General features: G+C 65.2%; 21 protein-coding genes and 1 tRNA gene. 16 read left to right on the top strand and 6 right to left on the bottom strand.

Annotated features, from left to right (window positions below; genetic code table 11):
- The first annotated feature begins 7 nt into the window (after positions 1–7).
- The 12 genes from rimM (at position 8) to M1D93_RS11385 (ending at position 9,770) form a co-directional block, all read left to right on the top strand.
- Positions 8–553 carry a ribosome maturation factor RimM gene (gene rimM, locus M1D93_RS11440; protein ID WP_461171672.1) on the top strand — a complete coding sequence of 182 codons (546 nt, stop codon included), beginning with the start codon at positions 8–10 and terminating at the stop codon, positions 551–553.
- On the top strand, positions 554–1,366 hold the full coding sequence (gene trmD, locus M1D93_RS11435) for a tRNA (guanosine(37)-N1)-methyltransferase TrmD (RefSeq protein ID WP_461171671.1): 813 nt from the start codon (positions 554–556) through the stop codon (positions 1,364–1,366). It begins immediately after the preceding gene.
- Between the two features lie 264 nt (positions 1,367–1,630).
- The gene (gene rplS, locus M1D93_RS11430; protein WP_461171670.1) at positions 1,631–1,990 is read left to right on the top strand and encodes a 50S ribosomal protein L19; all 360 of its coding nucleotides are present in this window, start codon (positions 1,631–1,633) and stop codon (positions 1,988–1,990) included.
- Between the two features lie 84 nt (positions 1,991–2,074).
- Positions 2,075–2,752, top strand: a complete 678-nt coding sequence (gene lepB, locus M1D93_RS11425) for a signal peptidase I (protein WP_461171669.1) — start codon at positions 2,075–2,077, stop codon at positions 2,750–2,752.
- Positions 2,753–3,580, top strand: coding sequence for a signal peptidase I (gene lepB / locus M1D93_RS11420; protein WP_461171668.1), 828 nt, complete (start codon positions 2,753–2,755; stop codon positions 3,578–3,580).
- Positions 3,581–3,582: 2 nt separating this feature from the next.
- Positions 3,583–4,368 carry a ribonuclease HII gene (locus tag M1D93_RS11415; RefSeq protein ID WP_461171667.1) on the top strand — a complete coding sequence of 262 codons (786 nt, stop codon included), beginning with the start codon at positions 3,583–3,585 and terminating at the stop codon, positions 4,366–4,368.
- Positions 4,369–4,419: 51 nt separating this feature from the next.
- Positions 4,420–4,746 carry a DUF2469 domain-containing protein gene (locus tag M1D93_RS11410; protein ID WP_013601392.1) on the top strand — a complete coding sequence of 109 codons (327 nt, stop codon included), beginning with the start codon at positions 4,420–4,422 and terminating at the stop codon, positions 4,744–4,746.
- 137 nt (positions 4,747–4,883) lie between these two features.
- A complete protein-coding gene (locus tag M1D93_RS11405) occupies positions 4,884–5,240 on the top strand; it encodes a YraN family protein (RefSeq protein ID WP_461171666.1) in 357 nt (118 codons plus the stop codon).
- Complete coding sequence (locus M1D93_RS11400) at positions 5,241–6,785, top strand: YifB family Mg chelatase-like AAA ATPase (protein ID WP_461171665.1); 1,545 nt, start codon at positions 5,241–5,243, stop codon at positions 6,783–6,785.
- Positions 6,782–7,981 carry a DNA-processing protein DprA gene (dprA, locus tag M1D93_RS11395; RefSeq protein WP_461171664.1) on the top strand — a complete coding sequence of 400 codons (1,200 nt, stop codon included), beginning with the start codon at positions 6,782–6,784 and terminating at the stop codon, positions 7,979–7,981. Before M1D93_RS11400 ends, dprA begins: the two co-directional genes overlap by 4 nt.
- 96 nt (positions 7,982–8,077) lie before the next feature.
- Positions 8,078–9,004, top strand: a complete 927-nt coding sequence (locus M1D93_RS11390; RefSeq protein WP_461171663.1) for a tyrosine recombinase XerC — start codon at positions 8,078–8,080, stop codon at positions 9,002–9,004.
- A 262-nt stretch (positions 9,005–9,266) separates the two neighbouring features.
- Positions 9,267–9,770 (top strand): DUF3145 domain-containing protein, encoded by a 504-nt coding sequence (locus M1D93_RS11385; protein WP_461171662.1) that lies wholly within the window; start codon positions 9,267–9,269, stop codon positions 9,768–9,770.
- A gap of 140 nt (positions 9,771–9,910) precedes the next feature.
- Here the strand turns inward: M1D93_RS11385 and M1D93_RS11380 are convergent, their stop codons facing one another.
- The 6 genes from M1D93_RS11380 to aceE form a co-directional block, all read right to left on the bottom strand.
- The gene (locus M1D93_RS11380; RefSeq protein WP_461171661.1) at positions 9,911–11,146 is read right to left on the bottom strand and encodes a beta-ketoacyl-[acyl-carrier-protein] synthase family protein; all 1,236 of its coding nucleotides are present in this window, start codon (positions 11,144–11,146) and stop codon (positions 9,911–9,913) included.
- Positions 11,147–11,318: 172 nt separating this feature from the next.
- Positions 11,319–11,564, bottom strand: coding sequence for an acyl carrier protein (locus M1D93_RS11375; RefSeq protein WP_009359314.1), 246 nt, complete (start codon positions 11,562–11,564; stop codon positions 11,319–11,321).
- A gap of 79 nt (positions 11,565–11,643) precedes the next feature.
- Positions 11,644–12,705: a beta-ketoacyl-ACP synthase III gene (locus M1D93_RS11370; RefSeq protein ID WP_461171660.1), complete on the bottom strand. Its 1,062-nt coding sequence runs from the start codon at positions 12,703–12,705 to the stop codon at positions 11,644–11,646.
- Entirely contained in the window at positions 12,702–13,631 is a 930-nt protein-coding gene (locus M1D93_RS11365; protein ID WP_461171659.1) for an ACP S-malonyltransferase, read from the bottom strand. The genes M1D93_RS11370 and M1D93_RS11365 overlap by 4 nt, the downstream gene beginning before the upstream one ends.
- An 88-nt stretch (positions 13,632–13,719) precedes the next feature.
- A complete protein-coding gene (locus M1D93_RS11360; protein ID WP_461171658.1) occupies positions 13,720–14,964 on the bottom strand; it encodes a PucR family transcriptional regulator in 1,245 nt (414 codons plus the stop codon).
- Between the two features lie 173 nt (positions 14,965–15,137).
- A complete protein-coding gene (gene aceE / locus M1D93_RS11355; RefSeq protein ID WP_461171657.1) occupies positions 15,138–17,879 on the bottom strand; it encodes a pyruvate dehydrogenase (acetyl-transferring), homodimeric type in 2,742 nt (913 codons plus the stop codon).
- A 424-nt stretch (positions 17,880–18,303) separates the two neighbouring features.
- Between aceE and M1D93_RS11350 the strand changes: the two genes are divergently transcribed.
- The 4 genes from M1D93_RS11350 (at position 18,304) to M1D93_RS11335 (ending at position 20,324) form a co-directional block, all read left to right on the top strand.
- On the top strand, positions 18,304–18,723 hold the full coding sequence (locus tag M1D93_RS11350) for a DUF3052 domain-containing protein (protein WP_163162713.1): 420 nt from the start codon (positions 18,304–18,306) through the stop codon (positions 18,721–18,723).
- Complete coding sequence (locus M1D93_RS11345) at positions 18,720–19,214, top strand: peroxiredoxin (RefSeq protein ID WP_461171656.1); 495 nt, start codon at positions 18,720–18,722, stop codon at positions 19,212–19,214. The genes M1D93_RS11350 and M1D93_RS11345 overlap by 4 nt, the downstream gene beginning before the upstream one ends.
- Before the next feature lie 6 nt (positions 19,215–19,220).
- Positions 19,221–20,141, top strand: coding sequence for an NAD-dependent protein deacetylase (locus tag M1D93_RS11340; protein WP_461171655.1), 921 nt, complete (start codon positions 19,221–19,223; stop codon positions 20,139–20,141).
- 110 nt (positions 20,142–20,251) lie between these two features.
- A tRNA-Val gene (locus M1D93_RS11335) sits at positions 20,252–20,324 on the top strand.
- Positions 20,325–20,417: the final 93 nt, after the last annotated feature.

The raw sequence follows: 20,417 nt of genomic DNA, 5'->3' as shown, positions 1-20,417 counted from the left end.
GGAACACATGCAGCTCCAGGTGGCACGAATCGGCAAACCCCACGGCATTCGCGGGGAAGTTACCGTCCAGGTCCTGACCGACGCCCCTGAGGACCGGTTTGTGCCGGGCACGGAATTTGTTGTTGAACCGGCATCTGCCGGCCCGCTGACCGTCAACAGCGCCCGCTGGAACAAGGACATCCTCCTGCTGGGTTTTGACGGGATTGAGACCCGCAATGAAGCGGAAACCCTCCGCGGAGCCAAGCTTTTCATCGAAACCGAAGAGCTGGACGAGGACGACGACGAAGGCTGGTACGAGCATGAGCTCGTGGGTCTGGAAGCCCGGGTGGGGTCCCGCGTGGTCGGGAAGGTTGCCGCCCTCAACACAATGCCCGTGCAGGACCTGCTTCTGGTCAAAACCCCGGAGGGGGAAGAGATCCTCATTCCCTTCGTCGAGCAGATCGTGCCCGAGGTCAACATCGAGGAAGGCTTCATCCTCCTCACCCCGCCGGACGGCCTGTTCGAACTCAACTCAGACCAGGACGCCGCCCAGGAAACTGAAGGCAAAGCGTAAATGCGGATCGACGTCGTCAGCATCTTTCCCGAGTACCTGGCGCCGCTGGAACTGTCGCTGATCGGCAAGGCCCGCCAGGACGGGATCCTGGACCTGCGCGTCCACGACCTCCGCGCCTTCACCACGGACAAGCACCGCACGGTGGATGACACGCCCTACGGCGGCGGCGCCGGGATGGTCATGAAGCCTGAACCGTGGGCGCAGGCCCTCTTCTCCATCGCTGCCGACCGTCCGGAAGATGCGGACAAGCCGGTTCTGATCGTTCCGTCGCCGGCGGGGGAACGCTTCACCCAGGCCCTCGCCTATGAGTTGGCGGAACAGGAGCATCTCGCGTTTGCCTGTGGACGCTACGAGGGCATCGATGAGCGGGTCATCGAGTGGTCCCGCGAGCACTTCACCGTCCGCCCCGTCAGCCTGGGCGACTATGTCCTGAACGGCGGTGAAGTCGCCGTCCTGGCCATGGTGGAGGCCATCGGAAGGCTCCTGCCGGGTGTGGTGGGCAATCCCGAGTCGCTGGTGGAGGAGTCCCACTCCGACGGGCTGCTGGAGTATCCCGTCTACACCAAACCTTCTGTGTGGCGGGAGCGTGAAGTTCCGGCCGTCCTGCTTAGCGGCAACCACGGGAAGATAGCGCAGTGGCGCCGCAGCGAACAGTTCCGCCGGACGGCGGAGCGCCGCCCGGACCTGCTCGAAACGTTCGACGCCGCGAAGCTGCCCCGTGCCGACCGCGCCGCCCTGCAGGACCTGGGCTACGACGTCGTCGACGGCCGGCTGCGGCGCCGGCCGGACGCGCCGGGGGAACAGCCGCACTGACCCGGCTGCGTGTGCGGGCGGTGTTAAGGCCTGGGAATTGGTTGTACGTGGCGGACTGTGGCAAAATTAGTCGTTGTGTCTACTGGGTCCGCACCTGCCACAGGGGGAGCGAAACCAACAGCTAAGACAACCGGCCTCTTCAATCAGTGAAAGAGGACGGACCACTTACCTTTCGGCAGAAATTCCCGGCAGCGCTGCAAGCGTCCGGGCTTGGCTGCCGTGACCCAAAGTGAATGACCTGTGGCGTTCACCAGGAGTGCAATCATGCATATTCTCGATTCCGTAGATGCAGCTTCGCTGCGTACCGATGTTCCCGCGTTCCGCGCAGGTGACACCCTCAAGGTTCACGTGAACATCATCGAAGGCAAGAACACCCGTGTCCAGGTTTTCCAGGGCTTCGTCCTGGGCCGCCAGGGTGAGGGCGTTCGTGAGACGTTCACAGTCCGCAAGGTCTCTTTCGGCGTCGGCGTGGAGCGTACCTTCCCGGTGCACTCCCCGATCATCGAAAAGATCGAGCTCGTCACCAAGGGTGACGTGCGCCGCGCCAAGCTTTACTACATGCGTGCACTGCGCGGTAAGGCTGCCAAGATCAAGGAAAAGCGCGACTTCAGCACCGCCAAGTAAGTCCTTTACAGACCTACAAAGGCAGGGCCGCAGCCGTATCCGGCCAGCGCCGGAGCCATGCACCAGCGCCCAGGATACGGACTTATGGACCAGACAAAACGCCAGCCCCGGAAAACGGGCTGGCGTTTTGTGTTCCTCGCCCTTGTCCTCGCCATTGCGGTAGGCGGGTTGGTCCGCTCGCTGTGGCTCGACGTCTACTTCATTCCGTCCGAGTCCATGGAACCGGTCCTCAAGGGCGGGGACCGGATCCTTGTGTCGCGGACTGACTTCCGGTCCGAATCCATCCGGCGGGGCGACATCGTGGTCTTCGACGGCCGGGGAACCTTCGCGCCGCTCAACAGCGGCAAGGGTCCAATGGCGGACGCCGCGACCGCCACCACCCAGTGGCTTGGCCTCACCGGCAGCGACACCACCTATGTAAAACGGGTCATCGGCATACCAGGGGACACCGTGGTCTGCTGTGATGCCGACGGCAGGATCACCATTAACGGCCAGCCACTGGACGAGCCCTACATTTTTCCCGGCGATGCCCCCAGTACGCAGAAGTTCACTGCAAAGGTGCCGGACGGGCGGCTGTGGCTGCTGGGTGACCACCGGTCGCTGTCCGCCGATTCCCGGAGCCTGCTCGGTGCGCCCGGCGGGGGAATGGTGCCGGTGGACCGTGTTATCGGCAGGCCGGTCCAGATCATATGGCCGCTTGATAGATTTGCTGAAGTACCTCGGCCGCCAGCGGCAGGACCCTTAACAGAGAACGGACAGTAGATGCCCGAGAACCACGCGCGGACACCCGAACCGCGTCCCGACGGCGACTCGGATTCCCGGGCGCACGGCGCGCCCGAGGCAGCCGCCGCGGGTCCGGCATCAGCTGCTCCCGCGTCCGCGGGCAGCCGCGCCGCGGCCAAGGCCCGCGAGAGCTCCGGCCGGAGCCAGGTGGTTGCCTGGCTGAAGGAAATCGCCACGGTGGTGGTGATCGCCGTCGTGCTCTCCTTCCTGATCAAAACCTTCCTGTTCCGTGCGTTCTTCATTCCCTCCGAGTCCATGGTCAACACCTTGGACATCGATGACCGGATTTTTGTTAATCTCCTGGTGCCCGAACCCTTCTCGCTGAACCGCGGCGACGTGGTGGTATTCCGCGACACGAAGGGTTGGCTGCCGCCTGCCGAGGAAAAAACCGAAGGACCGTTCAGTTGGGTCCAGGACGGACTGACCTTTGTTGGCCTTCTGCCGGACAACTCTGAGCAGCACCTGGTCAAGAGGGTCATCGGGCTGCCGGGGGACCACGTGGTCTGCTGTGACGACGGCGGTAGACTGACCATTAACGGGAGGCCCATCAACGAAAGCTACGTCAATCCGGCTGAGGCCCCGCAGATACGCAACTTCGACGTGACTGTCCCCGAAGGCAAGGTGTGGGTGATGGGCGATAACCGGAACCATTCCGCTGACTCCAGGGCGCACATGGATTCCGACGGCGGATTCATCGACGTTGCAGATCTCGAAGGCAAAGCCGCGGTCATCGCCTGGCCGCTGAGCCGGATCACAACCCTGGGCAACTATCCGGACGTGTTCCGGAACGTACCGGCAGCTCCCTGACCATGTCATCCGCAGTTCAGGCCAAGCCAGGTTCCAAAAAGATTCCCTCACGCACCAAGGCCCCTACCCTAAGGCACGAACGGACCTTCAAGGCCCAGGGCATCCGCTATCTTGCAGGGGTGGACGAGGTGGGCCGGGGCGCCCTTGCCGGTCCGGTCAGCGTTGGCATCGCCGTGGTGGACCTGGAACGCCAAAAGCCCTTGGCCGGCGTGAGGGACAGCAAGCTGCTGACCCCCGCTGAACGGGAACGGCTTGACCCGCTGGTCCGTCGGTGGAGTGTGGCGTCCGCGGTTGGTCACGCGTCGGCGCAGGAGATTGATTCCCTCGGCATCATCGCTGCACTGCGACTGGCAGGAACCCGCGCCTGGCAGGAGATTCTCGCCGGGGGAGTCACTCCCGACCTCGTGCTCCTGGACGGCAGCCACAACTGGCTTTCGCCGGCTGACCAGCTGTCGCTTTTTGACGAGCCGGTGCTTGAAGCGGGCTGTGACGCCCCGGTTCACACCAAGATCAAGGCCGACATGCAGTGCCTGAGCGTTGCCGCTGCCAGCGTTATCGCCAAGGTGGAGCGGGACAGGATGATGCGGGAGCTTCATGGTGAGTACCCGGACTTTGGCTGGGACATCAACAAGGGCTATGCCACCGTGCTGCACCGTGACGTCCTCCGCGTGGCCGGGCCTACGCCCTACCACCGCGTCAGCTGGCGTCTCCTCGGCGGGGAACTGCTGGAGGGCGGGCTGTCCGGCGGGGACGAACCCGCAGCGGACGAACCCGGCCCGGAAGACTGACTCTGGCCGGCGCGGGCGCCAGGGGCGCCGGACATGGTGCAAGATGGAATCATGAGTGCTGAGGATCTTGAAAACTATGAGACCGACATGGAGCTGCAGCTCTATCGTGAATACCGCGACGTCGTCGGACTGTTCAGCTACGTTGTCGAGACCGAACGGCGCTTCTACCTGGCCAACCATGTAGACCTGCAGGCCCGCAGCGCGGACGGCGAGGTCTACTTTGACCTGACGCTGCAGGACGCCTGGGTGTGGGACGTGTATCGATCGGCCCGGTTCGTCAAAAGCGTCCGTGTCCTGACGTTCAAGGATGTCAACGTGGAAGAGCTTCCGCGCAACGAGGAACTGGCCCTGCCCAAGGACGTTGACCTGGGCCAGTAACTCCTGACAGACCGCGGTTCGCCCGCGGGGCCATCTGCGCAGCCGACTTTTCCTTCACAGGGGCGTTAGTCCACATACGGGTTAAGCTCCCTTACCTCCGCAACCACGCTGCCGCAGGCTGGTTGCGGAGGTAAGAAATGAAATCGAAAGACCTGTTGGGCCGGCACGGTGAGGACCTCGCCGTCGGCTTTCTTGAGTCCCTCGGGATGCTCGTTGTGGAGCGCAACTGGCGCTGCACCGAAGGCGAAATCGACATTGTGGCCCTGGACGGCGACGCCCTGGTCATCGCCGAAGTAAAGACCCGCCGTTCCCTCGATTACGGCCACCCCTTTGAAGCGGTGGGGCCGGAGAAACTCGCCCGCCTGCACCGGCTCGGCTCGGCGTGGTGCCGCGATCGGGAGCTGCGGATGCCGCTGCGGCGCGTGGACGTGATCGCAGTAGTGGACGACGGCGGCGGCGAACCTTTGGTGGAGCACCTCAAGGGGGTGGGCTGAGTGGCCCTGGGAAGAACGTACTCCATCGCCTTGGTGGGCCTGAACGGGTACATCGTGGAAGTCGAGGCTGACATCGGTCAGACCTTGCCGGCATTTGTGCTTCTCGGCCTGCCCGACGCCTCCCTGAATGAGGCCAAGGAACGCATCCGGTCGGCCGCGAAAAATTCCGGGATCCCGCTGAGCCGCCGGAAGATCACCGCGAACCTTATTCCTGCCTCTCTTCCCAAGCGGGGGTCGGGCTTCGACCTTGCGGTCACCATGGCTGTGCTCCGCGCCGCGAACGACATCAAACCCACCGGTAACACGGTCTTCATAGCGGAACTGGGGCTGGACGGCAGGCTGCGCCCGGTCCGGGGCATTCTTCCGGCCGTGATGGCGGCCGTCCAAGCCGGGTATCCGGACATTGTGGTGGCACAGGCGAACCTGGCGGAGGCAGCGCTCGTGCCGGGCGCGAACGTCAGGGGTTACCGGACCCTTGCCCGGCTCGCTCTGGATTCCGGGGCGGACCCGCAGGAACTGGCACTGGATTTCGAACCGGAGGACGCTGAACAAACCTGCGATGGCCCGGAGGACGCAGGGGTGTACCCGGATATGGCTGATGTTTCCGGCCAGGGGGACGCCCGGCGGGCCCTCGAAGTGGCAGCCGCCGGAGCCCATCACCTGCTCCTCACGGGGCCACCGGGCGCAGGCAAAACAATGCTGGCAGAGCGCCTTCCCGGGCTTTTGCCGGACCTCGCGGACCACGAGGCAATGGAAGTCACGGCCATCCACTCGCTCTGCGGGCTGCCTTCGTCGTCGGTCCACCTGCTGCGGCGGCCGCCCTTCGAAAGCCCGCACCACTCCGCGACGGCGGCAGCGATCATCGGCGGCGGCTCCGGCCTTCCGAGGCCCGGGGCCGCCTCCCGCGCCCATAGGGGCGTGCTGTTCCTGGACGAGGCGCCGGAGTACGAGCGCCGCGTGCTGGACGCCCTGCGCCAGCCGCTGGAGAGCGGTGAGCTCGTAATCCACCGCTCCGCCGGGACCGCAGCGTATCCTGCCCGGTTCCAGCTCGTCCTGGCAGCCAACCCCTGCCCCTGCGGCAAGGCGTCCGGTAAGGGGCTGGACTGTACCTGCACGCCCATGATGCGCAGACGCTATCTGGCGAGGATGTCCGGGCCGCTCCTGGACCGTGTGGATATCCAATTGCAGGTGGAGAGGGTTTCCCTGGCCGAGTTCGGTCAGGGGGGTGCGGAGGAGGATACCGCTTCCGTGGCCGCCCGCGTCCGGAATGCCCGCGGGCGGCAGCGTGAAAGGTTGGCCCCCTTCGGTCTGGAAACGAACTCGCAGGTACCGGGCCGCGTGCTCCGCGGAGAGCTTCGGCTGCCTCCTCTCGCCACGCGCATCCTCGACCATTCCCTGGAGCGCGGCGTCCTCACTGCCCGTGGCTACGACAGGGTACTGCGCCTGGCCTGGACGCTGGCAGACCTTGGGCACCGGGAAAGACCTGAGATGGATGATATTGGGCAGGCCCTGGGGCTGCGGCAGGCAGCGGCGGTCGCGGCATGAATCAGGCAGCAGTGGACGCAGAGAGGCTTTCCCGCGCCGCGCTTGCCCGGCTTATGGAGCCACAGGATGCGGCAGGCCTGGCCCTCGTGCAGGTATGCGGCGCCGTTGACGCCCTTCGGATTGCCACCGGCCAGGTTGCTTACGGACCTGAACTGGAGCAGGAGGTCACCGCCCTGCTTGCGGACAGTGGTTCCGCCACCAGCTGGGCCGGTATGGCGGCATCCCTAAAACGTTGGCAGCCGCGTATTCCGGATCTCGCTCCCGAGCGGGACCTCGCCACCATGGCGAGGCTTGGCGGCAGGTTGATTATTCCGTCGGATGAATTGTGGCCCGGGCAGTTCGCCGACCTTGGTATCCAGGAACCCATCTGCCTGTGGTGGCGGGGACAGGAGCAGCCTCTCCCCGGCGCGGACAAGTGCATCGCCCTGGTCGGGTCCCGGGACAGCACCAGCTACGGTGCGTCTGTGACCGGAGACATTGCATATTCCTTGGCGCAGCGCGGCTTCACCGTCGTTTCCGGTGGTGCCTATGGCATAGACGCGCATGCCCACCGCGCCGCGCTGGCAGGCGGTACCGGCACAGTGCCCACCATTGCCGTGATGGCCGGGGGAGTGGACCGCTTTTACCCGTCAGGCAATGAGGACCTCCTCCGTGCCGTCTGCAACCAAGGCGCGGTGATCGCAGAGGTTCCGCCCGGGTCGGCACCCACTCGTTACCGCTTCCTTCAACGGAACCGCCTGATCGCCGCCCTGTCCGCTGTGACTGTTGTGGTGGAGGCCCGATGGCGTTCCGGGGCGCTGAACACAGCCCACCACGCCGAAACGCTCGGCCGCGCTGTCGGGGCTGTTCCCGGTTCGGTCCATAGCGCCAATTCGGCTGGATGCCACCGGCTGCTCCGGGACGGCGGTGCTGTCTGCGTCACTGACGCCGCGGAAATTGTGGAGCTCGCAGCGCCAAGTGGAACAGGGCTGCCGCAGCCCCGCCAGGCTGGAGCCGAGGTCCAGGACGGGCTGACCCTCGAAGACCTGATCCTCCTGGATGCACTTCCGCTGCGCGCCACCACGTCGGTCGAGAAACTGTGTTCCGTCGCCGGCCTGAGCCAGGAATCCGTCCGGGCGGGGCTGGGTCGGCTCGGACTGCTCGGGCTGGCGGTATCCGAAAGAGGCGGCTGGAAACGCGGCAAGGCAACCGCCTGACTGCTGGAGGGCGGTTGGCCAGCAGGACTCACACTGGCGGTTGCGGCGTGCCGTGTCAGGCCGTGGGACAGCGGCCTCACCTGAGACAGTAGGAGGGTGAAAGACGAGGAATTGCCGCGGGAGCTGAGCCAGGCATTAGCTGCCTTCTCAAGCTACCTGTCGGGGGAACGGGCCGTATCGGCGCACACCTTGCGTGCCTACCTTGGGGACTTGCGCAGCTTCCTGGCCCACGCCGCGTCCGAAGGTACCGCCCGGCTGGAGGACCTTGAGCTCGGCACCCTTCGGCGCTGGCTGGGAACGCAAAGCCAGTCGGGTGTCTCCCGCTCCACCCTTGCCCGGCGGGCCGCCACCGTCCGTGCCTTCACGGCGTGGGCCCTGACGGAAGAGCGCATCGGCTCGGACCCGGCACTACGGCTCAAGGCTCCCAAACGGGAACGCCACCTGCCGGGCGTCCTGCAGTCACAACAACTGACACGGCTGCTGACCGGCCTGGAAGAAGCCGCGGCCGGCGGCGGGCCGCTGCCTGTCCGGAACCGCGCCGTCGTCGAACTGCTCTATGCCACCGGAATCCGGGTCGGTGAGCTGGCAGGGCTGGACATCGATGACCTGGACCCCGACCGGCGCACGCTGCGCGTCATCGGAAAAGGCAACAAGGAACGCACTGTTCCCTACGGAGTTCCGGCGGCCCTGGCACTGGACGACTGGCTGCGGCGCGGCCGGCCGCTGCTTGCCAAGGACAACAGCGGCCCCGCCCTCTTCCTGGGCTCCAGGGGCCGCCGCGTGGACCAGCGGCAGGTCCGGGAGGTGGTCAACGGGCTCCTGGAGGCCTTGGGTGACACGTCCGCGTCGGGCCCCCACGCCCTTCGTCACTCGGCAGCAACCCACCTGTTGGACGGCGGCGCCGATCTCCGTGCCGTCCAGGAAATCCTGGGCCACAGCAGCCTGGCAACCACCCAGATCTACACGCATGTCTCAGTGGACCGGCTGCGGCAAAGCTACCAGCAGGCGCATCCCCGGGCATGACACCGAACAGGCGCCGGGCCAAACCGTAATCGCGAATCGCACTGGCGTAATTACCTGGCGTACGGCACAATAAGAGTCACGTCCGGCAACTTTCAAGTCCCGCTTGAAGCTCCTTCGCTTCCTGCAGAACAGCAAGTCCGGACGCTGCTTAATCCGAACAAATTAAATATGTGGCAAGGAGTTGCACCGCAGAACAGCGCACGGCAGTTCCATCCAGGCAGAGGTCGTTGGGGAAGACGTACCTAGAGCTATGGAGGATGGAATGTCTGTTGCAATGACCCGCGGTGTGCTGTTTGTTCACTCAGCCCCTACTGCTTTGTGCCCTCACGTGGAGTGGGCCATCGGCTCCGTCGTGGATAAGCGGACGGATCTTGAGTGGACCCCTCAGCCTGCTGCGCCCGGAATGTTCCGGGCCGAGCTTTCGTGGACGGGCGTGCCCGGAACGGGCGCTCAGCTGGCGTCCGCGCTGCGCGGCTGGGCCCACCTACGCTACGAGGTCACCGAGGAACCCAGCCAGGGGGTTGATGGCGGCCGCTGGTCCCATACACCCGAACTGGGCATCTTCCATGCCGTCACCGACGTGCACGGCAATATTATGGTGTCAGAAGACAGAATCCGTTACGCCTACGAGTCTGGCGCAGGCGACCCCGCCGCGGTCTATCATGAACTGTCCCTGGCTCTCGGCGAGGCCTGGGATGAGGAGCTGGAGCCTTTCCGCCACGCTGCCGAGGGCGCTCCCGTCCGCTGGCTGCACCAGGTGGGCTGACCGCTTAGCCAACGGCCGCCGTCGTAACTCCTGTAGCGGGAGCCCCGTAACACCCCGAAGCAATCTCCATAGCAAAAGAGGAGGCCCCGCCGGCTGGCGGGGCCTCCTCTTGCATGCGGGCGGCAAAGCCCGGAGCAGAACTACACGCTGCGCACAGCCACCACGGCGTTGTGTCCGCCGAAGCCGAAGGAGTTGCTCAGGGCCACAATGTTGCCGGCCGGCAGGTCCCTGGCGGACGTGACCACGTCAAGCGGGATCTCAGGATCCTGGTTCTCGAGGTTGATCGTGACAGGCGCCTTCCGGTCGTACACTGCCAGGACCGTGAGCACGGCCTCAACGGCACCGGAAGCACCCAGGAGGTGACCCATCTGCGACTTGGTCGCGGACACCGCAACGTTGTCGATGTGGTTGCCAAGTGCGGCGCGGAGGGCCGTGTACTCGGGCTTGTCACCCACCGGCGTGGACGTTGCATGGGCGTTCACGTGGACCACGTCCTCGGCCTGGATACGGCCGTCGAACATGGCCGCCTTGAGGGCACGGGTTGCGCCGAGGCCTGCAGGGTCAGGGGCAGTGATGTGGTACGCGTCAGCCGTGACGGAGGTCCCGGCGAGTTCGCCGTAGATCCGGGCCCCGCGGGCCAGGGCGTGTTCCTCAGCTTCGAGGACCAGTGCGCCTGCGCCTTCGCCCATCACGAAGCCGTCGCGGCCCATGTCGTACGGACGGGAGGCGGCCTGCGGATCGTCATTGCGGCGCGACAAGGCCTGCATGGAAGCGAACGCCGCCAGGGGCATCGGGTGGATGGCTGCTTCGGCGCCGCCGCACATCACCACGTCTGCCTTGCCCGAACGGATCAGGTCCAGGCCCAGGTGCAGGGCCTCGGTGCCGGAGGCGCAGGCCGAAACCGGTGTGTGGGCGCCGGCGCGGGCACCCAGGTCCAGACTGACGGCCGCTGCAACACCGTTAGGCATCAGCATGGGAACAGTCATGGGAAGCACACGGCGGGGACCTTTTTCCTTCAGCGTGTCCCACGCGTCCAGCAGGGTCCAGACCCCGCCGATGCCGGTGGCGAAGGCAACCGCCAGCCGGTCCTTGTCGAAGTCGGTGATGCCGGAGTCGGCCCAGGCCTCGCGGGCAGCGATGACACCGAACTGCGTGGAGGGGTCCATCCGCTTGGCCTCGACCCTGCTAAGTACCTCGAGCGCGGGCGTGCTGCAGCGGGCGGCGAAGTGAACGGGCAGTTCGTACTTGGCTACCCAATCGTCCTCCAGGGTGCGGGCACCGGAGACCCCCTTGAGCGCGTTGTTCCACATCGTGGGTACATCGCCGCCGATGGGCGTTGTGGCACCCAGACCGGTAATGACTACTTTGCGTGTCATGGGATCACTCTTTCGTCGGTGGGGATTCCGGCTCCGGCTGTCCGGAGGGTCCCGCGTAATAGTGGTCGGCACCGTTCCAACTGGAGCAAGGTGCCGGAAAAATGCGGCGGGCTGCCGGCCCGGTCGTCCGGACCGGCAGCCCTGCCAAGCCGATGAACGGCGAAAGCCTTGACTAGGCCTGGGCTCCGGCGATGAAGCTGACGGCGTCGCCGACGGTCTTGAGGTTCTTGACCTCTTCGTCCGGGATGCGCACGCCGAACTTCTCTTCGGCGTTGACCACAATGGTCATCATGGAGATTGAGTCGATGTCCAGGTCCTCGGTGAAGGACTTGTCCAGCTCGACAGCCTCGGGGGCCAGGCCGGTTTCTTCGTTAACGATTTCAGCCAAGCCGGCCAGGATCTCTTCGTTGCTAGCCATTGATGGCTCCTTTTCTTGTATTGCCGGCAGGGCTGCCGGAAATGGTTCAGGTCGCGGTTGCGGCCTGTTGAGGGCGTTTCTAGGGAAGGACAACTACCTGGGCGCCGAAGACCAGCCCGGCGCCGAAGCCGATCTGGAGTGCCAGCCCGCCGCTCAGCTCCGGCTTTTCCGACAGCAGGCGGTGGGTGGCCAGCGGGATGGACGCTGCCGAGGTGTTCCCGGCGTCGGCGATGTCCCGTGCCACTGTAACTGTCTCCGGCAGCTTGAGCTTCTTGACCATCTCGTCGATGATGCGCATGTTGGCCTGGTGGGGGATAAAAGCCACGAGGTCCTCGGCCTGCACCCCGGCGGCTTCGAGCGCCTGCTGTGCCACTTTCGCCATCTCCCATACAGCCCAGCGGAACACGGTCTGGCCGTCCTGCCGCAGGGTGGGGTAGAGCTCCTGGGCTTCTTCGAGCAGGGCGAGGTCGCCGGTGGAGTCTGACTGCCGGGCAGCCATGCCAAGGTCACGGACGTCGAGCATGGAGCGGGTCATCCCGATGGCGTCCCACTTGCTGCCGTCCGATCCCCAAACAGAGGGTGCGATGCCGGGAGTTTCGGAGGGGCCGATGACAACCGCGCCGGCCCCGTCTCCGAGCAGGAAGGAGATAGTGCGTTCCCGGTTGTCGATCACATCGGACAGCTTTTCTGCGCCGACCACCAGGACGTATTTGGCGGTACCGGAACGGACCAGCGCGTCGCCCTGGGCAATGCCGTAGCAGTAGCCGGCGCAGGCTGCAGAGATATCAAAGGCAGGTGCGGGGGTGGCCCCGATGCGGTCAGCAAGGCTGGCTGCGGCGGAGGGCGTCGCGTAGGGGTGCGTGACCGTGGAGACTATGACAGCACCCAGATCCGACGCTTCAATTCCGGCCTTTTCCATGGCTTCGCGGGCTGCGCCCTCTGCCATGTCGATCACGCTGACGTCGGCTGCGGCGCGGTGCCGCGTCACGATTCCGGTCCGTTGCCGGATCCATTCATCCGAGGAATCAATCCACTGGCAGACGTCCTCATTGGTGACGATGACGTCCGGCCGGTAGGCACCGAGCCCGAGGATCCGGGTGTGCTCCTGAAGGGGAGCCTGTTTCAGCGTGGGAACGCTCATGCGTTGCCCTCCAGTTCTGCAAAGAGCGCCAGGGCGGCGGAAAGATCATCAGGGGTCTTGACCGCAACGGTCTTGACGCCGGGCATGCCGCGCTTGGCGAGGCCGGCAAGGGTACCGGCAGGAGCAAGTTCGATGACACCGGTGACACCGCGCTGGACCAGGTTTTCCATGCACAGGTCCCAGCGGACCGGGCGGGACACCTGGGCGATCAGGCTGTCGACGGCGGCGCCGCCCTCGGTGACTTCCCCGCCGTCGTAGTTGGACAGCAGGGGCACCTTCGGTGCCTGCGGCTTAAGCGCCGGCTCCAGCGCCTTGAGCGCGGTGACGGCGGGTGACATGTGGCTCGTGTGGAAGGCGCCCGCCACCTTCAGCGGGATCACGCGTGCCTTTGCAGGCGGGTTTTCGCCGAGGGCCTTCAGTTGTTCGAAGGTGCCTGCAGCAACGGTCTGACCCGCACCGTTGACGTTTGCCGGGGTGGCGCCGGCCGCTTCGATGGCTGCCAGTACCTCGGCCGGGTCCCCGCCCACGACGGCGCTCATGCCGGTAGGTGTGACGGACGCGGCAGCAGCCATGCTGTTGGCACGCTCGCGGACAAAGGTCATGGCTTCCTGCTCCGTCAGGACACCGGCAAGGGCGGAAGCGGTGATTTCACCAACGGAATGGCCGGCGAGGATCACCGGCAGGGAGCTGAGCTCGACGTCGAAGAGGGAAGCCGCGGCTACGAGCCCGGCCGCAACGATCAGGGGCTGCGCCACGGCAGTGTCCTTGATGGTTTCTTCGTCGGAGGTGGTTCCATGGGCGATCAGGTCAAGGCCTGCGATGTCGCTCAGGGAGGCCAGTTGGCCTGCCACCGGGGGCAGTTCAAGCCAGGGGGCCAGAAAACCCGGGGTTTGTGAGCCCTGTCCAGGGCAGACTATTGCAAGCACGTATCCAGCTTTCCAAATTACTGTGTGATCCAGCGGTGTTTGTCCGCACCAAGCTCACGGGGTCAGGTTGTAGGAAGTCTACAACGCCTCAGGGCTGGTTCCGCGACGGGTGGCGCTCGACGGGGGCTTTGGGCGGGGCGGAAAGACGGCCCACCACAAGCGCCGCCTGGAGGACAAAGGCCTCTCTCGGGAGGAGCGGATCCCAGCCGGTGACGTCGCAAACCCGCTTCAGCCGGTACCTGACGGTGTTGGCGTGGACAAAGAGTTCGCGGGCCGTGGCCTCAAGGGAATGGCCGAGTTCCAGGTAGGTCCCGAGGGTTTCCACCAGCCCGTTGGACGCGGCCAGGAGCGGGCGGTAAATGTTCTTGACCAGCGAGCGGCGGGCGGCCTCGTCTCCGGAGATCACGCGCTCGGGCAGCAGGTCGTCGGCGGAAACGGGCCGGGGCGCGGAGGGCCAGGCCCTGGCTGCGGTCAGGCCGGCGAAGGCGGATTGCGCCGAGCTGCTGGCCTCCAGCAGCGAGCCGGCTTCGGGCCCGTACACCACGGGACCGGGGGCAAACATGTCGCTGAGCTTTACGTAGGCCGTTTCCCGGTCCGAAACGCCGCCCAGGATCAGGATCAGGCGATCGCCCTGGATGCCCACGAGGGCGTCCTCGGCGTAGCGGCCTGCCATCCGCCGGAGTTCGCTGACGTAGCTGGCGCTGGGCTCGGAGGGGGAGTTGCCCACCATCACGGTGAAGCGTTCCTGCGCTTTCCAGCCCAGGGCAGCGATCCTGGAGCGCAGGGCGTCAGTGTTTTCACCGCGAAGGATGGCGTCCACGATCAGCGCTTCCAGGCGGGTGTCCCAGGAACCGCGTGACTCGGCGGCCCGCGCATAAACGTCGGCGGCGGCGAAGGCCACCTCGCGGGAGTAGCGGAGGACGGCCTCGCGAAGGGACGGCTGGTCAGCCTCCGGGGCGATGACCGGCACCTGGTCCTCCACCACCTCCACCACGATCCTGATCAGCTGCAGCGCCTTCTGCAGGCTGATGGACCGGGTCAGTTCCGTTGGCGCTGTCCCGAAGACGTCGGTGAGGATCCAGGACGGAGAACTGGGGCGTTCATACCAGGTCACAAACGCTGCGATGCCGTTCTGGGCCACCATGCCAAGGGCGGAACGTTCATCCGAGCTGAGCCGGCTGTACCAGGGCAGGGATTTTTCCAGCTCCCGCATCGTGGTGGTGGACAGCTGGCCCACGTTCGCCCGCAGCTTCTTGAGGGTTTCGGACTTCTCCGGCGTAACCCTCGGCGTGGACGGTTTGCGCTTGGCGGACGGGGCGGCTGGTGCTGGCATTCTTTGAGCATACGGCCACTGCCCGGCAAGCTCCATTTGTGCAAAGGCTACAATCCGGTTGGTTGTGCGTCACAGAGGATTCGTGCCGCACAACGGACGACGGCGGCCCCCGCCTTTCGGTGGGAGCCGCCGCCAAGTACCTCCGCAGGATCGCCGCAGGTTAGCTGCGTGTCCTAGGACTCGCCCCCGGCGTTGCCGGTGGAGCCTGCATTGACGTTGTGCAGCCGGTACTTGTCGATCGCCTTGGCAGGTGCCTGCTGATCAACCTCACCGCGGCGGGCCAGCATCTCCAGTGATCGGACCACGATGGAGTGGACGTCGATCTTGAAGAAGCGGCGGGCTGCGGCGCGGGTGTCGGAGAAGCCGAAGCCGTCGGCGCCGAGGGTGGCGAATTCGTTGGGGACGAACTGGCGGATCTGGTCGGGGACGGCTTTCATGTAGTCCGAGACGGCGACGATGGGGCCGGTGGCTCCTTCGAGTTGCCGGGTGACGAAGGGGACGCGGGCGGGTTCGCCGGGGTTGAGGAAGGCTTCCTCTTCGGCGGCGAGGCCGTCGCGGCGCAGTTCGTTCCAGGACGTGACGGACCAGACATCGGCTGAGACGCCCCAGTCGTCGGCGAGGAGCTGCTGGGCCTCGAGCGCCCAGGGCACCGACACGCCGGAGGCCAGGATCTGGGTCCGGGGACCGTCGATCTTTGCCGGGGCGAGCAGGTAGATGCCCTTGAGCACGCCTTCAACGTCCAGTTCCTCCGGCTCAGCCGGCTGGGTGATGGGCTCGTTGTATACCGTGAGGTAGTACATGAGGTTCCGGTCGTCCGAGTTGGGCCCGTACATGCGTTCGAGGCCGTCGCGGATGATGTGGCCCATTTCGTAGCCGTAGGCGGGGTCGTAGGTGACCACTGCGGGGTTGGTGGAGGCGAGCAGGGGGGAGTGCCCGTCGGCGTGCTGGAGCCCTTCGCCGGTGAGGGTGGTCCGTCCTGCGGTGGCGCCGATGATGAAGCCGCGGGCCATTTGGTCTGCTGCTGCCCAAAAGGCGTCGCCGGTGCGCTGGAAGCCGAACATGGAGTAGAACACGTAGACCGGGACCAGGGGCACGCCGTGGGTGGCGTACGCGGTTCCGGCGGCAGTGAACGCTGCCACGGCGCCAGCCTCGTTGATCCCGGGGTGGATCAACTGCCCTGCAGGGGATTCCTTGTAGGCCAGGACCAGGTCCCGGTCCACGGACAGGTAGTTCTGGCCCTTGGGGTTGTAGATCTTCGCGGTCGGGAAGAAGGCGTCCATGCCGAACGTGCGCGCTTCATCCGGGATGATCGGGGCAATGTGCTTGCCGAAGTCCTTGTCCCGCATCAGGTCCTTGAGCAGGCGCACAAAGGCCATGGTGGTGGCGGCCTGCTGCTTGCCCGAACCGCGCTTGGCCACCTCGTAGGACTTCGCGTCCGGCAAGGTGATCTCGGCGTGCTTGGACCGGCGTTCCGGGACCGACCCGCCCAGGGCGGCGCGGCGCTCCATCATGTACTGGATTTCCGGGGCGTCCGTGCCGGGGTGGTAGTACGGGGGCTGGTACGGGTCTTTTTCTAGCTGTTCGTCCGTGACGGGGATCCGCAGGTGGTCGCGGAACTTCTTCAGGTCGTCCAGGGTGAGTTTTTTCATTTGGTGGGTCGCGTTGCGGCCCTCGAAGTGGGGTCCGAGTCCGTAGCCTTTGACGGTTTTGGCGAGGATGACGGTGGGTTTGCCCTTGAATTCGGTGGCGGCCTTGTACGCGGCGTAGACCTTGCGGTAGTCGTGGCCGCCGCGTTTGAGGTTCCAGATCTGGTCATCGCTCAGGTCTGCGACGAGGTCCTTGGTCCGGGGGTCTTTGCCGAAGAAGTGTTCGCGGACGAACCCGCCGGATTCGGCCTTGTAGGTCTGGTAGTCCCCGTCGGGGGTTTCGTTCATGATCTTCACCAGGGACCCGTCGGTGTCGCGGGTGAGGAGGTCATCCCATTCCCGGCCCCAGACGACCTTGATCACGTTCCAGCCCGCGCCGCGGAAGAACGCTTCGAGTTCCTGCATGATTTTGCCGTTGCCGCGCACCGGGCCGTCCAGGCGCTGGAGGTTGCAGTTGATCACGAAGTTCAGGTTGTCCAGGTTCTCGTTCGCGGCGAGCTGGAGCAGGCCGCGGGATTCGGGCTCGTCCATTTCGCCGTCGCCCAGGAACGCCCAGACCTGCTGGTCCGAGGTGTCTTTCAGGCCCCGGTTGTGCAGGTACCGGTTGGACTGGGCCTGGTAGATCGCGTTCATCGGCCCGATCCCCATCGACACCGTCGGGAATTCCCAGAATGCGGGCATCAGGCGCGGGTGCGGGTAGGAGGACAGGGCGTGGCCGGCCCGGGACTTTTCCTGCCGGAACCCGTCCAGGTCCTCCTCGGAAAGCCGGCCTTCCATAAACGCCCTCGCGTACATGCCGGGGGAGGCGTGGCCCTGGAAGAAGACCTGGTCCCCGCCGCCGGGGTGGTCCTTGCCGCGGAAGAAGTGGTTAAAGCCCACCTCGTACAGGGTCGCGGCCCCGGCGTAGGTGGAAATGTGCCCGCCCACGCCGATGTTGGGCCGCTGGGACCGGTGCACCATCACCGCGGCGTTCCACCGCATGTACGCCCGGTACCGGCGCTCGAACTCCTCGTTGCCCGGGAACGCAGCTTCCTGGTCCACCGGGATGGTGTTCACGTAATCGGTGGTGGTCACCATCGGCACCCCGACGCTCTGCGCACCGGCACGCTGCAGCAGGCTCCGCATGATGTATTGGGCACGCTCGGTACCCTGTTCCCTGATCAACGAATCCAGGGACTCAACCCACTCGGCGGTCTCTTCCGGATCACGATCAGGCAGCTGGTTAGTCAACCCGCTGAGGATATGGGAGGTATCTTCTCCTGCAGCCACGTCCAACCTCTCTTTGCGCGCATTGATGGCGCACTCAGGCCGGGCAGGGTGACCGCCCGGCGTATATACGCCGTGTGCGACGTATCGGTTACAACAGCCCGGTCATGTGTGCCGGGCAGGGTCCTAGCATTCCTACGTCTGCATTGGAGTTACAGGGTTGTTGCCCCGCAGGCATAGTTGTCACCTGCCACTCTAACTCTGTCCGCAACACGATGCGTAGCCGCGGCTTGGGCGGCTCGGTTGTATTTCGCCGTCATACTGGTTGTGTGACGAAAAGCCGCTGCGGGCGGGCTGGCCACACCAGGTGTGACGCAGAATATGCGGCATCCGGGGGCGTCAGCTTGAAGCGCAGGCACAAAGGGTGTTGGCTGGGAGTAATGGAAATCACTATGCACACTGCATATATGAGGCATTGGAGGAACACGTGAGCGAGGCCGACGCCGCCACTTCGGTAAATGTGGCGGAAAAATTGGGTTTCAAGAACGGGGATCTGATTCAGGAGTTCGGTTACGACGACGACGTCGATTTCGACTTACGTGACGATATTGAAGACCTCACGGGCTCAGAGCTGCTGGATGAGGACGACCATGAAGTGGCTGACGCCGTGATCTTCTGGTGGCGCGACGGCGACGGTGACCTGGTGGACAGCCTGATGGATTCGCTGACTACCCTCAGCGAAAACGGCGTCGTCTGGGTCCTGACCCCGAAGTCCGGCAGGGCCGGCTATGTTTCACCGGCTGACATCCAGGAAGCTGCCCCGACGGCCGGCCTGCATGTCACAACCTCGGCAGGCGTCTCGAAGGACTGGAGCGCAGCCCGCCTGGTGATGAGGAAGAACAAGTGACGGCAGCGCTTGACGCTGCCACTTCAGCTGTTCCCGCTGTCGGCGGGACGGCGCCTGACTTTGAACTCGCCAACCAGTTTGGCGAACCCGTCCGGCTGTCATCCTTACGGGGCCAGAACGTGGTCCTGGTGTTCTATCCGTTCGCTTTTTCGGGCATCTGCACGGGGGAGCTGTGCGAGATACGGGACAACCTGGCGATGTTCGAGGACGCGAATGCCCGGGTCCTGGCCATCTCCGTCGACAGCAAATTCAGCCTGCGGGCATACGCCGCGCAGGAAGGCTACAGCTTCGACCTGCTGGCCGACTTCTGGCCCCACGGCGGCGTCGCCAGCGCCTACGGCGTCTTCGACGCGGACAGCGGCATGGCGAAGCGAGGCACGTTCATTATTGATGCCGGCGGATACGTCCGCTACTCGGTAGTGAACCCGCGCGGCCAGGCCCGGGACCTTCAGGAATACCGCACCGCATTGGCTGGCCTGGGGCAGGCCTGAGCGGCCATGGAACAGCGGCGGGCGGGTGTTGGCCTGACAGGCTTCGCCAGCATGCCGCCCGTGGCTGCCGCCCTGCCTTCGCCTGGGGATCTTGACGCTCTGCTGCGGATTCGAGGGGTCCTCGCCGGGAATCCCTTTGCCCTGCTGACAGGTGCCGGGCTGAGTACCGATTCAGGCATCCCGGACTACCGCGGACCGGGCTCGCCTCCGCGTTCTCCCATGACGTACCAGGAGTTCATTAAGGACGAGGCCAACCGTCAGCGCTACTGGGCGCGAAACCATATCGGCTGGTCGCATCTTCGGCATGCTGACCCGAATCAGGGCCACCACGCCGCTGCCGAACTTGAACGGCGCGGCTACCTTACCGGCCTGATCACGCAGAACGTTGACCGGCTCCACGAGGACGCGGGCAGTGTCAATGTGGTTGACCTGCATGGAAGGTATGACCAGGTGGTTTGCCTCCAATGCCGGCGTACCTACTCCCGGCGCCTCTTGGCCGGAGTGCTTGAGGAGCTGAACCCGGACTTCCTGTCGGGGGCAGCGGAATCGGGCCTGGTGGAGATAGCACCGGATGCAGACGCGACAGTGGAGGACCAGGCGTTGATCAGCAGCTTCGTGGTCGCTGTCTGCCCTGCCTGCGGCGGAACACTTAAGCCGGACTTTGTGTACTTCGGCGAGAATGTGCCCAAAGAGCGGGTTGAACGCTCCTACCGGATAGTGGACGATGCCGGCGCGCTGGTAGTGGCCGGATCATCACTGACCGTGATGAGCGGGCTGCGCTTCGTCAGGCATGCGGCCAAGGACGGGAAACCGGTGATCATCATCAACCGTGGGGAGACCCGCGGCGACGACAAAGCCACAATAAAGCTCGATGCGGGCATCAGCGAATCCCTGGCGTGGCTCGCCGCTGAGCTTCCTCCCCTGTAGGGGCTGGCGGCGTCAGGGGCGCTGGCGGCGCCGATTCGCGTTTCCCGGCCTGCGTCCGGTAGAGTCTATGTTCGTTGGTTGCGGCGCTTAGGCGCCGGATTCAGCACAATGGGTCTTTAGCTCAGCTGGTAGAGCGCCACGTTTACACCGTGGATGTCATCGGTTCGATCCCGGTAGGACCCACAAGGAAACCCTGTTGTTTCCGCCCTCGAGGCGGAAGGAACAGGGTTTTTTCGTTGCGGTCCAATTGTCGGTGCCCCGCCGTAGTTTGCAGGT

The sequence above is a fragment of the Arthrobacter sp. Z1-9 genome (genome assembly GCF_054792695.1).
This window is presented reverse-complemented; position numbering and strand designations above follow the sequence as displayed.